The organism is Mitsuokella jalaludinii (assembly GCF_928722185.1).
GTDB lineage: Bacteria > Bacillota > Negativicutes > Selenomonadales > Selenomonadaceae > Mitsuokella > Mitsuokella jalaludinii.
In genome coordinates this window covers 243,527-258,356 of sequence record NZ_CAKMXA010000001.1, presented here as the reverse complement: position 1 = coordinate 258,356, position 14,830 = coordinate 243,527, and the positions used below count along the sequence as shown (strand labels likewise).

13 protein-coding genes are annotated in these 14,830 nt (G+C 64.8%); all 13 read right to left on the bottom strand.

Going from position 1 to position 14,830, the window contains the following annotated elements; genetic code table 11:
- Window positions 1-13: 13 nt before the first annotated feature.
- Entirely contained in the window at window positions 14-2,398 is a 2,385-nt protein-coding gene (locus QDI87_RS01275; RefSeq protein WP_278742030.1) for an endonuclease MutS2, read from the bottom strand.
- A 34-nt stretch (window positions 2,399-2,432) separates the two neighbouring features.
- Window positions 2,433-4,916: a U32 family peptidase gene (locus QDI87_RS01270; RefSeq protein WP_278742029.1), complete on the bottom strand. Its 2,484-nt coding sequence runs from the start codon at window positions 4,914-4,916 to the stop codon at window positions 2,433-2,435.
- A 64-nt stretch (window positions 4,917-4,980) separates the two neighbouring features.
- Window positions 4,981-5,604: an SMC-Scp complex subunit ScpB gene (gene scpB, locus QDI87_RS01265; RefSeq protein WP_278742028.1), complete on the bottom strand. Its 624-nt coding sequence runs from the start codon at window positions 5,602-5,604 to the stop codon at window positions 4,981-4,983.
- Window positions 5,591-6,358: a segregation and condensation protein A gene (locus tag QDI87_RS01260; RefSeq protein WP_278742027.1), complete on the bottom strand. Its 768-nt coding sequence runs from the start codon at window positions 6,356-6,358 to the stop codon at window positions 5,591-5,593. Before QDI87_RS01260 ends, scpB begins: the two co-directional genes overlap by 14 nt.
- 33 nt (window positions 6,359-6,391) lie before the next feature.
- Window positions 6,392-7,018, bottom strand: coding sequence for a site-2 protease family protein (locus QDI87_RS01255; protein WP_278742025.1), 627 nt, complete (start codon window positions 7,016-7,018; stop codon window positions 6,392-6,394).
- A 19-nt stretch (window positions 7,019-7,037) separates the two neighbouring features.
- Window positions 7,038-7,586, bottom strand: coding sequence for an NUDIX domain-containing protein (locus tag QDI87_RS01250; protein ID WP_278742024.1), 549 nt, complete (start codon window positions 7,584-7,586; stop codon window positions 7,038-7,040).
- 114 nt (window positions 7,587-7,700) lie between these two features.
- On the bottom strand, window positions 7,701-9,419 hold the full coding sequence (recN, locus tag QDI87_RS01245) for a DNA repair protein RecN (protein WP_278742022.1): 1,719 nt from the start codon (window positions 9,417-9,419) through the stop codon (window positions 7,701-7,703).
- A gap of 33 nt (window positions 9,420-9,452) precedes the next feature.
- Window positions 9,453-9,908 (bottom strand): arginine repressor, encoded by a 456-nt coding sequence (gene argR, locus QDI87_RS01240; RefSeq protein WP_036376869.1) that lies wholly within the window; start codon window positions 9,906-9,908, stop codon window positions 9,453-9,455.
- A gap of 78 nt (window positions 9,909-9,986) precedes the next feature.
- Complete coding sequence (locus tag QDI87_RS01235; RefSeq protein WP_278742021.1) at window positions 9,987-10,841, bottom strand: NAD(+)/NADH kinase; 855 nt, start codon at window positions 10,839-10,841, stop codon at window positions 9,987-9,989.
- A 51-nt stretch (window positions 10,842-10,892) separates the two neighbouring features.
- Window positions 10,893-11,699, bottom strand: a complete 807-nt coding sequence (locus QDI87_RS01230; protein WP_278742020.1) for a TlyA family RNA methyltransferase — start codon at window positions 11,697-11,699, stop codon at window positions 10,893-10,895.
- A 46-nt stretch (window positions 11,700-11,745) separates the two neighbouring features.
- Window positions 11,746-13,635 (bottom strand): 1-deoxy-D-xylulose-5-phosphate synthase, encoded by a 1,890-nt coding sequence (gene dxs / locus QDI87_RS01225; RefSeq protein WP_278743347.1) that lies wholly within the window; start codon window positions 13,633-13,635, stop codon window positions 11,746-11,748.
- Window positions 13,636-13,671: 36 nt separating this feature from the next.
- Window positions 13,672-14,550: a polyprenyl synthetase family protein gene (locus QDI87_RS01220; protein ID WP_211248183.1), complete on the bottom strand. Its 879-nt coding sequence runs from the start codon at window positions 14,548-14,550 to the stop codon at window positions 13,672-13,674.
- A gap of 13 nt (window positions 14,551-14,563) precedes the next feature.
- A complete protein-coding gene (gene xseB, locus QDI87_RS01215) occupies window positions 14,564-14,806 on the bottom strand; it encodes an exodeoxyribonuclease VII small subunit (protein WP_036376746.1) in 243 nt (80 codons plus the stop codon).
- Window positions 14,807-14,830 lie beyond the last annotated feature (24 nt).

The following is a 14,830-nucleotide window of genomic DNA, read 5'->3' as shown; positions in this document are numbered from 1 at the left end:
CGCATACCGCGCATCACTTGAGCTCGACGACGGTCGCGCCCGTGCCGCCCTCGGTGATGTCGGCGAACTGGAAGCTCTGGACATTCCGGTGATGCTTGAGATACGCGTGGATGCCCTTGCGGAGCGCGCCCGTCCCCTTGCCGTGGATGATGAGGACCTGCGAGAGGCCGGCCATGACGGCATCGTCGAGGAACTTGCCGACTGCGACCTCGGCCTCGTCGACCATCATGCCGCGGATGTCGATCTCGCGGCCGATTGTCTGCGTCTTCTGCATGAAGGCGTTGGACTGGCGGCGCGAAGATGAAGCGGCCGGCGCGCCCGCCGCCTTTGTCTCTTTGGGCGCATGGTCGAGGAAGCGGCAGGCGGAGGCCTTGACCTTCGTGTGGAGGCTGCCGATCTGGACGGTCAGTTCCTTGCCCTGGACGGAAAGGACCGTGCCCTTCTGGTCGAGCTTCTTGACGTAGACGATGTCGCCGGGCTGTATCGTCTTGAGGCTCACGGCCTTGCCGACGCCCTTCTGGGCCATGATGCCGGGGCGCGACTTCTCGAAGGCCTCATTGAGCTTCGCGCGGGCGTCCTGGATGGCCTGCTGGCGGCGCTTGATGCCCTGGTCGTCGAACTGCTCCTTGAGCTCCTTGATGATGGCCTCGGACTCGCGGCGCGTGCGGCGCACCATCGCGGCGCTCTGCTCGCGCGCCTTGCGGATGAAGTCGCCCTTCTTCTTGGCGAGCTCTTCCTTCGTGCGCGCGACTTTCGCCTCGAGCTCGGTGACGCGCTGCTGGCGCTCGAGGATGTCGGCGTTGCGCTGCTCGTACATCATCTTCTCGTTCTCGAGCTCGTTGATGACGTGCTCGAACTGCGCGTGGTCGGCCTTGACGAGCTGCTGCGCGCGGAGGATCAGGGATTCTGAGAGGCCGAGGCGGCGGCTGATGGCAAAGGCGTTGCTCGCGCCCGGCATGCCGATGAGCAGCCGGTACGTCGGCCGCAGTGTCTTGACGTCGAACTCGACGCAGGCATTCTCGATGCCCTCGCGCGAGTAGGCAAACGTCTTGAGCTCGGAGTAATGCGTCGTGGCGACGGTCGTCGCGCGCAACTGCAGGAGCTTCTCGAGGATGGCCATGGCGAGCGCCGCGCCCTCCTCGGGGTCGGTGCCCGCGCCGAGCTCGTCTAAGAGCACGAGGTCGTCCTCCTCGACGCGCTTCAGGATGCGCACGATGTGCGTCATGTGCGCGGAGAAGGTCGAGAGGCTCTGCTCGATGCTCTGCTCGTCGCCGATGTCGGCGTAGATGTTCGGGTAAACGGCGATGACGGGGTCCGGCGCCGTCGGCAGATAGCAGCCCGACTGGGCGAGCAGCACCATCATGCCGAGCGTCTTCATGCTGACCGTCTTGCCGCCCGTGTTCGGGCCGGTGATGAGCAGCATGCGGTAGTCCTCGCCGATGCGGATGTCTATCGGCACGACTTTGTCCTTCGCGATGAAGGGATGGCGCGCCTCGCGAAGATCCGTGCGGCCCTCGCGGTTGAGCTCCGGGCGGTTTGCCTCCATCATCTGCGCGAGGCGCGCCTTGGCGAAGGCGAAGTCGAGGTCGCCGAGGATGCGGCAGTTCTCGGTGAGCGTCCCGCTGTTCTTGTTGATCTCGGCGGACAGGTGGCGCAGGATGCGCTGGATCTCCTGCTGCTCGGCGAGCGTCAGCTGCTTGACGTCGTTGTTGAGCTCGACGACGGCCATCGGCTCGATGAAGAGCGTCGCGCCCGTGGCCGACTGGTCGTGGACGATGCCCGGGAAGCGCGAGCGGTACTCCTGCTTGACGGGGATGACGTAGCGCTCGTCGCGCACGGTGACGATGGCGTCCTGGAAGAATTTCTGGTACTCGGCATTGTGGAGGATGCTCGAGATGCGCTCCTTGATGTGCGCCTGGGCGGCGTGAAGCTCGCGGCGGATGCGCCGCAGCTCGACGCTCGCGTCCTCGCGCATGGCGCCGTGCTCGTCGACGGTGTTGTCGAGCAGGCGCTCGAGCTGGCCGAGGATCTCGATGCTCCTCGCCCACGAGCGGAGCGTCGGCGCCTCCACCTCGCTGTCGCGGAAGAAGTGCTTGATATTTCGCATCGCGTAGAGGGTGCTCATGATGCTCGTGATCTCGTCGAGGTCGAGCACGGCCCCCATCTTCACTTTCTTCAGATGCGGCCGGATGTCGAAGATGCCGCCGAACGGCGGTGTGGCCGTCGCGAGGACGGTCACGGCCTCTGTCGTCTGCTGGATCCACTCGACGGCTTCGTCGAAGTCGCTCGTCGGCAGCATCGTCTGGGCGCGCTCCTTGCCGATCAGCGAGGAGGCACAGCCCGCGAGCATCTCCCGGACCCTGTCGTATTCCATGATCTTATAGGTTTCTTGTTCCATCAGTTACCTCTATCTCAATCTACATCTGGGGAAATCAGAGCACGCCGCGGAAGTAGTGGCCGCGCGTGATGTCTTTGCCCTCCTGCTCGTGGATCCAGGAGAGCTGGGCCTCCGCGGGCTCTTCGGGGAAGGCCATCGCCTTCCGGTAGGCCTTGACGATGGCCGCGATCTCTTTCTCCCCCATGGCCTTGGCCTCAATCTGCATCGTCTCGATGCCCGCGGCGCGAAACTTCATCGCGTGCGGCATCATCGAGAGCACCTTGCTGTTGAGCACGTGCATGTGGCAGAACTGGTCCATCGCGAGCGGGAAGAGCGCATCCTTGCGGTCCTTGAGCGCGAAGTGGCCGCGCGTGCACGGCTGGGTGCAGGGGCCCTCGCCACAGCCGCCTAAAAAGCTGCCTGTCACGCAGTAGTTCGAGACCATGAGCTCGAGGCGGCCGTGCACGATGCACGTGAGCGGCAGCGGGCTCTCCTTGGCGAGCTGCCGGATCTCCTTGGCCGTGAGCTCCGGCGAGAGCGTCGCGCCAGAGGCGCCGTAGTCCTTGAGGAAGGCGAGCGTCTGCTTGTTGTAGGAGATCAGCGAGTAGTCGGCGTGGATGGCGAAATCCGTCAGGCGGCGCACGAGCGCGAGCATGGCGATGTTGTGGACGTGGACGGCGTCGGGCGGGAAGGCGGCAAAGGCGGCGAGCAGGCGCTCAACGTGCTTCTGCTGGCCGTCATGCACGATGCGCGGCGTGTTGAAATCGATGCGCGCGCCGGCCTCTCTGGCCATCTGCCAGGCCCGCTCGTACTCCTCCGGGGCGATGACGCGGTGCTCGTACGACTCGCCGCCGAAGAGGATGCCGTCGGCGCCGGCCGCGAGGGCCGCCTCTGCCTTGCCGAGCGTGTCGACGGCGACGAGGAAGTCGGCCTTCTTGGGGATCGGGCGCGCGATGCGGTCGGTGAACTTTGGCTCGGGGCGATGCTCACGCGCTTCGATCTCCTTGAGGCGCAGCGCGTCGAGCGCTTCGACGGCCTTGCGGCGCGCCTCGTTGATCTCGCTCATTGGCACCATGACCTCACCCGCGATCTCGCAGGTGAGGCTCTGCATCTCATAGACGCTAGTGCCAAGGCGGCTGACCTGCTTGCGGATAATCTCCTCCGAGAGCGGCCGCTTGCGCGCGCTCTCGCCGATGAAGTCGGTCCTGCCTTCCCCCCGATGCCCCTCTGCATCGCAGAGGGTGACGGTCAAGGGCTCACCAACAGCGGCGCGGACCGCAATCTCGACGGGGATGCGGCGCACGGGCGCGCCGGAGGTGTACGTCTCCTTGGCGCGCTCCATCAGCCTTGCGTCGTAGACCTTGAAGACGCGGTCGTGGTCGCGCACGGCCGAGGGGATGGCAAAGGAGACGGTGTCGCCCGCCTGGCCCTCCTCGACTGCGCGCCCTTTCGCATCGGTCAGGGCGGAGATGGTCGCCGTCACGCGGCCGCCGACCTTGACCCAGAAGTCGACCTGATCGCCGAGGCCGAGGCGGCCGCTGAGCTTCACGGTGACGATGCGCGCATCCCAGTCGTAGGCCGTGACGCGGCCGATGAGCAGGCCGCGGTTGTTCGGGCGGCGGTCGCTCATCATCGCCTTGCCCGGGCGTCCCTCAAGGTAGGCCGTCGTGAAGTCGCGGTTGAAGATCTGCGCGAGATCGTCGCGCTCTTCCTGCGTGACGGCGTAGCCCTTGCCCGCATAGTACGTGTCGATGGCCTCGCGGTAGGTGCGCACGACGGTCGCGACGTACTCGGGGCGCTTCATGCGGCCCTCGATCTTGAGCGATGAGACGCCGGCCTCGATGAGGTCGGGGATGACGTCAATCGTGCTGAGGTCGCGCGGCGAGAGCAGGTAGGAGCCGGCCTTGTCGCCGAGCACGTCCTGCCCCTTTTCGTCGACGAGCGTGTACGGCAGGCGGCAGGGCTGCGCGCAGCGGCCGCGGTTGCCGCTGCGGCCGCCGATCATGCTGCTCATCAGGCACTGGCCCGAGTAGCAGACGCAGAGCGCGCCGTGCATGAACGTCTCGATCTCGACGGGCGCATGGGCGCAGATATGGCGGATCTCCTTGAGCGAGAGCTCGCGCGCGAGCACGACGCGCGTGAAGCCAAGCTCCGCGAGCGCCCGCACGCCCTCGAGGCTGCTGACCGACATCTGCGTGCTCGCGTGGAGCGGCAGGTCGGGCACCGTCTCATGGGCGACACGCGCGACGCCGAGGTCCTGCACGAGCACGGCGTCGGCGCCCGCCTCGTAGAGGAAGCGCAGGTAGTCCCTGAGGGGCCCCATTTCCTCGTCTGCCACGATCGTGTTGACCGTCACGTGGATGGCGACCTTTCGCAGGTGTGCGAAGTGGATGGCCTCGCGCAGCGCCTCGCGGTCGAAGTTACTTGCATAGGCGCGCGCGCCGAAGGCATTGCCCGCCAGATAGATGGCATTGGCACCGTTCTCCACCGCAGCCACGAGTGCCTCGCGGCTGCCGGCGGGTGCTAAGAGTTCTACCAAGATAATTCCTCCTGAAAATCCGAAAAAACAGCACGGGAAACCGCGTGCCGCTTTTCAGTCGATGTTATTCGTGTTGTTCGTTTTCGTGCTGCGCGCTGCCGCCTCCAGGCGACGGCTCTGCTGGCTCTGGCGCATCTTCCTGCCCGGGCTGCTCGGGAACATCCGGCAGCTGCGGCAGGTCGTCGAGCGAGTCGAGGCCGAAGCAGCGCAAAAAGGTCGCCGTCGTGCCGTAGAGGATGGGGCGCCCGATGACCTGCTTGCGGCCGAGCTCGCAGATGAGGTCGAGCTCCAGGAGCTTGGCGAGGGCGCGCTCGACGCGCACGCCGCGCAGCTGCTCGATCTCGGGCTTGGTGATGGGCTGCTTGAAGGCGATGATGGAGAGCGTCTCCATCGTCGGCGCCGAGAGGTGGCGGTCCGTGACCTGGCTCAGCCGCTCGACCGTCGCATAGGTCTCGGGCCGCGTGACGAGCTGGTAGCCGCCCGCGACGCGCTGGACGGTCAGGCCGCTGCCCTCCGATGTGAGCTTCGCCTGCAGGCTGCGGGCCAGTTCGACCACCTCCGACTCCTCGCAGTCCATGATGGCGGCCAGGCTCGCGAGCGGCAGGGGATTGCCCGCAGCAAACAGCACGGCCTCAAGCGTCGCCTCGCGGCTCAGTTCCGCCTGACGGCCGGCTTCATTCTCTTTCATCCTCTTGCCCTCTCCTTTCGTTCCGCCAGACAATGGTGATTGTCCCGAAGAGATGCGACTGCTGAGCTGTGACTGTGCGCTGCTTCATAAGCTCAAGCAGGGCCAGAAATGTCACGACAAGCTCGTCGCGCGTGCCGCGCTCAAAGGCATCCTCGAAGCGCATGCGTCCGCCGCGCTCCCGCAGCAGCGCCTCGATCTCTTCCATCTTGTCCTCGATATGGTAGGGCTCGGGCCTTATGATGGCGGCCGGCAGCCCCGCCTCCTCGCCCTTGACGCTCATGACCTCGCGGAAGGCCGTCAGGAGCAGGTTGAGGTCGAGGCTCTCCGGCGGCAGATGGCGCACGGGCAGGTCGAGCGGCGCGCGGCCGACGAAGTGCTCCTGCAGGTCGGCCATCGAGCCGAGGACCTCGCTGACCTCCTTGAAGCGCCGGTACTCGAGCAGGCGCTCGACGAGCTCCTGGCGCGGGTCCTCTTCCTCATTCTCCTCGGCCTTCTTCTTCGGCAGCATCATGCGCGACTTGATCTGCAGCAGCGTCGCGGCCATGACGAGGAAGGCGCTCGTGACCTCCATGTCCATCTCGCGCATCGCCTCGAGGTAGTCGAGGTACTGGCGCGTGAGCTCCGCGATCGGGATGTCGTAGATGTCGATCTTGTTCTTCTCGATGAGGTGCATCAGGAGCTCTAAGGGGCCGTTGAAGGCGGCGAGGTGAAACGTATAGTCTTTCTTTGCGTTCGTGTCGTTTATAACGTCCATGCTATCTCAACTATCTCAATCCGCTCAAGGCGCTCAGAAGAACGGCATCAGGAGCAGCATGAAGATCTGCCAGATCAGGCGCTGCAGCGGGATGAAGATCATGCTGAGCACCGGCGTCATGATGAGCGCGATGAGAATCAGGAAGCTGTAGCGCTCGAGGCGCGCGTAGCTGTAGGCCATCCTCGGCGGCAGCAGCTGCATCAGGACGTGCGAGCCGTCGAGCGGCGGCAGCGGGATGAGGTTGAAGATGGCGAAGTTGATGTTGTAGATGATGATGAGCTGGAAGACCTGGTAGACGCCGAAGCTCAGGTGGCCCATGGTGCTCTTGAGAACGAGCAGGGCGACGAGCGCGAAGAAGGCCGTCACGAGGTTGGCCGCGGGGCCCGCGAGCGAGACGAGGATGTCGTCGCGGCGCGGCTTCCTGAAGTTGCGCGGGTCGATGATGACGGGCTTGGCCCAGCCGAAGCGCACGAGGAAGAGCATGATGAGGCCGACCGGGTCGATGTGGGCCGCGGGGTTGAGCGTCAGGCGGCCCATGAGCATCGGCGTCCTGTCGCCGAGGGCGACGGCCACGCGCGCGTGCGCGTACTCGTGGATGACCATCGCGATGATCAGGCCCGGGATGCCCGCGATGAGGTCGAGCGGATTGAAATCAAACATAAGATCTCCTTTACTTGCTTCACTTTGCGGCTCTCTGCTGCGCGAGCATCAGGATGGAGATGACGGACTTCGCGTCGACGATGCGGCCGTCCTGCGCCATGGCCACGGCTTCTTCCAAGGGCACCTTGACGACGTTGATGAACTCGTCCTCGTCCGTGTGCTGCTTGCCGGCCGTCAGGCCCTCGGCCGCGTAGAGGTGGATCTTCTCGTTCGAGAAGCCGACCGTCGTCGCAATCGTCGTGAGCTTCGTGATGCGCGCGGCCGTGTAGCCCGTCTCCTCCGAGAGCTCGCGCTCGGCGCAGACGAGCGGGTCTTCGTCGGGCGCGTCGAGCTTGCCGGCCGGCACCTCGAGCGTCACCTCGCCGATCGGGTAGCGGTACTGGCGCACGAGGATAATGCGGCCGTCCGGCAGGATGGGGATGACAGACGATGCCCCCGGATGCTTGATCCACTCGCGCGTCGCCTCCTTGCCGTTCGGCAGCTCGACCGTGTCGCGCTTGACGTGGAGCAAGACGCCATCGAAGATAGCTTTGCTGCTGACTTTCTTCTCGATCAGATCCTCATACATAACCATTGACCTCCTAAACAAGACTATCTATCTTACTTATCAATCTATCAATCATGCTTCACATGACTCATTGCCCGTATCATACCATCGCAAGATGAGAAAAAGCGGGAAAACTCACAAGCTGGCCTCCCGGCGGAAGGCGTCCTTCTTCATCTTCGCGTGCGAGACCATCTCGCGCGCGTTGTCGAGCGAGGCGGTCGTCATGTCGGCGCCTGAGGCCATGCGCGCGATCTCGCTGATGCGCTCGCGCTCCGACAGCGGGCGGATCTGCGTCGCCGTCGTGCCCTCCTCGGTGCGCTTCGAGATGTAGAGATGCGCGTCGGCCATGCAGGCGATCTGCGGCAGGTGCGTGATGCAGAGCACCTGCTTGTACTGCGCGACGAGGGCGATGCGCTCGGCGACCATCTGGGCCGTGCGGCCGCCGATGCCCGTGTCGATCTCATCGAAGACCATGCTCGGCACGGACGAGTCGCGCGAGGAGGCGACCGTCTTGATGGCGAGCGCGATGCGCGAGAGCTCGCCTCCGGAGGCGACTCTCTGCAGTGGCTTTTCCGCCTCGCCGGGGTTGGCCGAGAAGAACATGGCGACTTCGTCGCGCCCCCTCGGGCCGTAGTCTGCGGCCGGCTCCACGCGGATGGCGAGCTGCGCCTTCGGCATGCCGAGCGCGAAGAGCTGCTCTTCGATGGCCGAGGAAAGGTCCTTGGCCGCGGCTCTGCGCAGCTCCGTCAGGGCAGCCGCCTTCTTCCCCAGCTCCTTCTCGAGCGCGGCGATCTCCTTTTCGAGCGCGGCGATGTCCTCGTCGTAGTTCTCGATCTCTGAAAGCTCGCGCTCGACTTTTTCCTGATGCGCGAGCACATCGCTGAGCGTCGCGCCGTACTTCTTGCAGAGGCGGTAGATGACGTCCATGCGGCTCTGCAGCTGGTCGAGGCGCGCGGGGCTGAACTCGACGCTCTCGCCGTAGTCGCGCAGCTCGTACGAGGCCTCCTGCAGGGAGATGTAGGCCTCCTCGACCATCTTCTGGGCATTCGCGAGCGCATCGTCGAAGCGGCTGATGTCCTCGAGGTCCTTCTTGACCTGAGAGAGCGCGGGCAGGACGCCGAGACCGCTGCCGCCGCCCCCCTCGAGGAGCTCGTACGATTCCTCGATGGAGCCGACGATCTTCTCGGCGTGCGAGAGCTTGCGGATCTCCGCCTCGAGCGCTTCGTCCTCGCCCGCCTTGAGGTTGGCCTCGGAGATCTCCTTGTCCTGCCAGTGCAGCATATCGAGGCGCTGCGCGTACTCGCGCGAGGCCTGCTGCTTCTCATCGTAGGCCTTCTTCTTCTCGCGCCACTCGCGGTAGGCGCACTCATAGGCGGCCAGCGCCTCGGCGACGTCGGGGTCGTAGCCGTCGAGCAGATGGAACTGGTTCTCCTCCTTGAGAAGCGCGAGGTTCTCGTTCTGCCCGTGGATGTCGACGAGGTAGGCGCCGATCTGGCGCAGGATGGCCAGCGTGACGTGGCAGCCGTTGACGAGCGCCGTGCTGCGGCCCGCCCGCGTGAGCTGCCGCGTGATGATGAGCTCCTTGTCCGAGTCGTCGATGGCCTGCTGCGTCAGAAGCTCGTGCAGGCCGAGCGACTCGTCCTCGAGTGAGAATACTGCCTCAACGCGCAGCCAGTCGCAGCCGGAGCGCACCATGTCGGCCGACATGCGCGCGCCGAGCACGGCGCCGAGCGAGTCGATGAGGATGGACTTGCCCGCGCCCGTCTCGCCGGTCAGGATGTTGAGGCCGGACTGGAACTCCACCTGCACGTGCTCGAGCAGCGCGAAGTTCCAGACCGTCAGTGATTTCAACATAGAATGTACTTCCTCCTACTATGCCCTGCCCGCTCAGTCCTGCAGCATGTCGAGGATGCGCTTGCGGACGACGGGGGCCGTCTCCTTGGGCTTGATGACGACGAGGATGCTGTCGTCGCCGGCGACCGTGCCGATGATCTCCGGCCACTTGCAGTAGTCGAGCGCGGCGGCCACGGTGTTCGCGCCGCCCGGCAGCGTGCGCACGACGAGGATGTTCTCGCTGTAGTCGCAGTCGACGATCGTGTCGTTGAAGACGCGGCGCATGCGCTCCTTCGTGAAGGCGTAATTCTCCTGCGCCGGCAGCGCGTAGCGGTAGCGGCCGTCGCCCGTCGGCACCTTAATGAGCATGAGCTCCTTGATATCGCGCGAGACCGTCGCCTGCGTGACGGCGATGCGCCGCTTGCGCAGCTGTGCCGCCAGCTCGTCCTGCGTCTCGATGATCTCATGGCGGATGATCTCGCGGATCAGCTCCAGTCGTCTTTCTTTCATCAACATACCTGCCTTCCTTCTTTATGCTTTATGCATTTTCTTTACGCACTTTACGCAATCTTGCGCAGTCACAGGGGTCTACTCGCCTGCGGGACGCCAGAGCTTCGTGCGCAGGATCTGGTAGTAGTCCTTGTCCTCGAACTTGATGATCTCCGCCTGTGCCTCCGACTTCCTGACGACGACCTCGTCGCCCGGCAGCAGCCGGTAGCAGACCTGCCCGTCGAAGGTGACGATGATGTCCTGCGGGATGGAGGCGATCGCGACGTGCACGGCGTCGTCCTCCTGGATGATCAGCGGGCGGATGTTGAAGGTGTGCGCGCAGATCGGGGTGACGATGAGCGCGCGGACATTCGGGTTCACGATGGGGCCGCCGGCCGACAGGGAGTAGGCCGTCGAGCCCGTCGGCGACGAGATGATGATGCCGTCGGCCTTGCAGTCGAGCAGATGGCTCTCGTTGATCGAGAGGCCTAGGTGCAGCATGCGCGCGACGCCGCCCTTGACGACGATGTCGTTGATGGCGTGGCCGAGGAAGCGCTCCTTGCCGCCCGAGATGACGGAGCCCGCGAGCAGCAGGCGGTGCTCGATGCGGTAGTCGCCGTCGAGGAGTTTCTGCAATTTCTTCTCGAGCTCATGGAGCTCGATGTCGGCCATGAAGCCGAGCGTGCCGATGTTGACGCCACAGACGGGCACAGCATGGTGGCTGTAGCGGCGGCAGACGCCCAAGAGCGTGCCGTCGCCGCCGATGCTCAGCGCAATGTCTGTCTTGACGTTCTCGATGTCGGTGACGCCGTAGCCCGCGTGCTGGAAGATGCGCGCCTCCTCCACCGGCATGATGATGCGCACCGCCTTGTCCGCATAGAAGTCGAGGATGCGCTGCAGGACCCGCGGGGCCTCCGGCTTATTCGTATTCGGGAAAACTGCTATCGTCAGCATAGAATCTCCTCTCTGCCATGGCCCAGCTCCGCTTGGGCGTCTGGCAATGGATTAATGATCCAGGTCCGCATGGGCCTCGGCGACGACTTCCTGCAGCCGCTCCTCCGTCACCGTGTCCTCGCCTGCTGCGCGCGTGAGGTAGATGAGGTACTCGATGTTGCCCTCGGGCCCCTTGACGGGCGAGTACGTCAGCGCGAGCGGGCAGAAGCCTGTTTCGCGCGCAAAGGCCGTGACTTTGCGGATGACATCCTCGTGGACGGCGGGGTCGCGCACGACGCCCTTCTTGCCGACGTTCTCGCGGCCCGCCTCGAACTGCGGCTTGATGAGCGCGACGATCTCGCCCGTCTCCTTGAGCAGGGTGTAGGCGACGGGCAGGACCTTCGTCAGCGAGATGAAGGCGACGTCGATGGAGGCAAAGTCGAGGGGCTCGCCGATCATCTCCGGCGTGACTGTGCGGATGTTCGTGCGCTCCATGTTGCGGACGCGCGCGTCGGTGCGCAGCTTCCAGGCCAGCTGGCCGTAGCCGACATCGATGGCGTAGACCTTCTTCGCGCCGTTCTGCAGCATGCAGTCAGTGAAGCCGCCCGTCGAGGCGCCGATGTCGGCCGCTGCCTTGTCCTGCAGCCGCACGCCGAACTCCTTCATCGCCTTCTCGAGCTTGAGGCCGCCGCGGCTGACGTAGGGGATGTCGTGGCCGAGCAGCCGTATCTCGGCCTCGGCCTTGACCGTCGTGCCGGCCTTGTCGATCTTCTGCCCATCGACGAGGACCTCGCCCGCCATGATCATGCGCTTCGCGCGCTCGCGGCTGCCGGCCAGCCCCCGCTCGACGAGCAGGATGTCCAATCGTTCTTTTGCCATTCGCTTACCCTTCTCTTTCTCTCAACTATCTTGTATCATGCCTGTATCATGCGTTCTCGTCCAGCTGGCTCAGCCGCTCGCAGATGCGCTTGGCCATCTCATCGGGCTGCAGGTCGCAGAGCGATAAGAGCTCACGGCGCGTGCCCTGCTCGATGAAGCGGTCGGGGATGCCGAAGCGCAAAAGCGGCACCTCGATGCCGTGATCCGCGAGGTATTCGGCCACGGCCGAGCCGAAGCCGCCCGCGAGCACATTCTCCTCGGCCGTGATGAGGAGCTTCTTCGTCCGGGCCATCTCGCCGAGCAGCTCTGTATCGAGCGGCTTGATGAAACGCATGTTGACGACGGCCGCCTCGATGCCCTCCTCTTTGAGGATGGCGGCTGCTTCCTTTGCCTTCTCGACCATCGTGCCGACGGCCAGGAAGGCGATATCGCCCTCCTCCTGCAGCACTTCGGCCTTGCCGACGGGCAAGGTCTCAAGCGAGTCTGTGAGCGGCACGCCGAGGCCGGCGCCGCGCGGGTAGCGCACGGCAGCGGGCCCCTCTATCGCGATAGCTGTCGCGAGCATATGGCGAAGCTCCTCCTCGTCCTTTGGCGCCATGACGCACATGTTGGGCATCTGGCGCAGGTACGAGAGGTCGAAGACACCGTGATGCGTCGGGCCGTCCTCGCCGACGAGGCCGGCGCGGTCGAGGCAGAGCGTCACGGGCAGGTTCTGCAGGCAGACGTCGTGGATGAGCTGGTCGTAGGCGCGCTGCGCGAACGTCGAATAGAGCGCGATGACGGGGTGCATGCCCGCGGCCGCCATGCCGGCGGCCAGCGTCATCGCGTGCTCCTCGGCGATGCCGACGTCGAAGAAGCGCTTCGGGTACGCCTGGCCGAAGGCCTTGAGGCCCGTGCCCGACGGCATGGCCGCCGTGATGGCGAGGATGTCGGGGCGGTCCTTCGCGAGGTCAATCAGCGCCTTGCTGAAGACAGAGGTGTAGGAAGGCGCACAGCCCGCCTTCTTCGCGGACTTGCCCGTGCTCGGGTCGAAGCAGCCGACGCCGTGGAACTTCTCGGGCGCCTGCTCGGCCGGCTTGTATCCCTTGCCCTTGACGGTGTGGATGTGGATGAGCACGGGGCCCTCCATCTCCTTGGCGCTCGTCAGGACTTCCTCCAGGAGGGCGATGTTGTGGCCGTCGATCGGGCCGATGTAGTGGAAGCCCATCTCCTCGAACAGGCTGCCCGGCACGAGCACGGAGCGCACGCCGTCCTTGAGGTGGCTCGCCGTCTTGTAGACCTTGTCGCCGATGTGCGGGATGCTCATGAGCAGGCTGCCCATGTCGCGCTTGGCGCGCGCGTACTGCGGCGCGATGCGGATGCGCGAGAGGTACTCGCTCATGGCGCCGACATTGGCGTCGATGGACATCTCGTTGTCGTTGAGGATAACGATGAGCTTCGTGCCGAGGTCGCCGGCGTTGTTGAGCGCCTCGAACGACTCGCCGCCCGTCAGCGCGCCATCGCCGATGACGGCGATGACCTGGTTCTTCTCCCCCTTGGCATCGCGCGCGAGGGCCATGCCGAGGGCCGCCGAGATGGAGGTACTCGCATGGCCGACACCGAAGGCGTCGTAGACGGACTCTGAGCGGTTCGGGAAGCCGGTGATGCCGCCCTTCTTGCGCAGTGTCTTGAACGCATCCCTGCGGCCCGTGAGGATCTTGTGGGTGTAGGCCTGGTGGCCGACATCCCAGACGAGCTTGTCCCCGGGGAACGAGAAGACGCTGTAGAGCGCGAGCGTCAGTTCCACCGTGCCGAGGTTCGGCGCGAGGTGGCCGCCGTTCTGCGAGACGGTATCAATGATGAAATGGCGCAGTTCGGATGCCAGCTGCTCGAGCTCGCGGACCGTGAGCGCCTTGACATCCTCGGGTTTCTCTATGCGGTTGAGCAATGCATACATGGAAACACTCCCCATCGAAACACTTCCCATCAATTCTCAATTCTTTCGCTCGAGCATGTAGCGGACGAGCTGGCGCAGGAAATCGGCTTCAGGGCCGAAAACGGCGAGCGCCTTGACCGCCTTGTCCACGGTCTCTTCGGCGAGGCGCTGGGCCTCGTCAAGCGAGGTCAGCGTCACGTACGTCGACTTCTCGTTGCGGATGTCGCTGCCGACCGGCTTGCCGATGAGCTTCTCGTCGCCCGTCACATCGAGGATGTCATCCGTGATCTGGAAGGCAAGGCCGAAGCCCTCGGCATAGGAGGTCAGGGCCGCGAGCTGGCCTTCCGTGGCGCCCGCGAGGATGGCGCCGCTTCTTAAGGCGGCGCGGAAGAGCGCGCCCGTCTTGCCCATGTGCATCTTCTGGAGCTCTTGCATCGGGATGCGGTGGCCCTCCGACTCGAGGTCGATGGCCTGGCCGCCGACCATGCCGTTCATGCCGGCCGCCGTGCTGATCTCCTGCACGACGCGCAAAAGAGTTGCCGGGTCCGTGTGCTTCTGGCGCGCGATGACCTCGAAGGCGAGCGTCAGGAGCGCATCGCCGGCGAGCACGGCCATGCCGTCGCCGTAGACCTTGTGGTTCGTCAGCTTGCCGCGGCGGTAGTCGTCGTTGTCCATCGCCGGCAGGTCGTCGTGGATCAGGGAGTACGTGTGGATCATCTCGAGGGCGCAGGCCGCTGTCAGGTAGTCCGTGCCCTTCGCGCCGACGGCATCGGCCGCCGCCATCAGGAGGATCGGGCGCAGGCGCTTGCCGCCCGCCATGAGGCTGTAGCGCATCGACTCAGCGAGGCGCGCGTCAAGAGGCGGCTCCTGCTCCAGTTCACGGACGAGCTGCTCTTCGACCAGCTGCTGACGCTCTTTCCAAAGTTCCTTCAACATATCATCATTCCCCTTATCCCTCAATATCAAGCTTGCTCTCTTCGACCTTGCCCGTCGCTTCATTCTCCTTGACGAGCAGGTCCATCGTTTGCTCGGCGCGCTCGAGGGCGCCCATGCAGTTCTTGGCGAGGCCGACGCCCTCGGAGTAATGGCTCATGAGGTCCTTGAGCGTCAGGTCGCCGCCCTCCATCTCCTTGACGATGGCCTCGAGCTTTTCCAGTGATTCCTCAAACGAGAGCTCTTTCTTTCTTGGCATATGCAACTTCTTCCTTTCTTTTCC